Here is a 1,028-nt window from a genome sequence, read left to right as displayed (position 1 = left end):
AAAAAAGAGGAAATACCCATGGCAAAGGCCAAGTTTGAACGCAGCAAGCCACACGTCAACGTCGGTACCATCGGACACGTTGACCACGGTAAAACAACCCTAACCGCCGCTATCGCAACCGTAGCAGCAATCACCTCTGGTGGCGAAGCCAAAGACTACGCGTCTATTGACTCAGCACCAGAAGAAAAAGCACGTGGCATCACCATCAACACCTCACACGTAGAATATGACACCCCATCACGTCACTACGCACACGTCGATTGCCCAGGTCACGCCGATTATGTTAAAAACATGATCACCGGTGCAGCCCAAATGGACGGCGCAATCCTAGTTGTATCAGCAACTGACGGCCCTATGCCACAAACCCGTGAGCACATCCTGCTTTCACGTCAGGTTGGCGTACCGTACATCATCGTCTTCATGAACAAATGTGACCTTGTTGATGACGAAGAATTGCTTGAGCTAGTTGAAATGGAAGTTCGTGAACTTCTTAACGACTACGACTTCCCAGGTGATGACACCCCAATCGTAAAAGGTTCAGCCACCCAAGCCCTTAAAGGCGACGAAGGCAAATATGGCCAACCAGCCGTAGTAGAACTACTAGGTATCCTAGATACTTATATCCCAGAGCCAGAGCGTGACATCGACAAAGCATTCCTAATGCCAATCGAAGACGTATTCTCAATCTCAGGTCGTGGTACTGTTGTTACTGGTCGTGTTGAATCAGGTATCGTACGTGTTGGTGACGAGATCGAAATCGTTGGTATCCGTGACACGCAAAAAACCACCTGTACTGGTGTAGAGATGTTCCGTAAACTGCTTGACGAAGGTCGTGCAGGCGAAAACTGTGGCGTACTACTACGTGGTACTAAGCGTGAAGACGTACAACGTGGCCAAGTACTTGCTAAGCCAGGTTCAATCACCCCTCACACCAAGTTTGACGCTGAAGTATACGTGTTGAGCAAAGAAGAGGGTGGTCGTCACACACCATTCCTAAACGGCTATCGTCCACAGTTCTACTTCCGTAC

The 1,028-nt window shown here is 49.1% G+C and carries 1 protein-coding gene; it reads left to right on the top strand.

Going from position 1 to position 1,028, the window contains the following annotated elements; genetic code table 11:
- Window positions 1–18: 18 nt before the first annotated feature.
- Window positions 19–1,028, top strand: a 1,010-nt coding sequence (tuf, locus tag ACP7AA_RS13080; RefSeq protein ID WP_426223823.1) for an elongation factor Tu, incomplete at its 3' end; no start/stop codon positions are given.

This window comes from Psychrobacter sp. DWR1-2-3 (assembly GCF_049896465.1).
GTDB classification, from domain to species: domain Bacteria; phylum Pseudomonadota; class Gammaproteobacteria; order Pseudomonadales; family Moraxellaceae; genus Psychrobacter; species Psychrobacter maritimus.
This window is presented reverse-complemented; position numbering and strand designations above follow the sequence as displayed.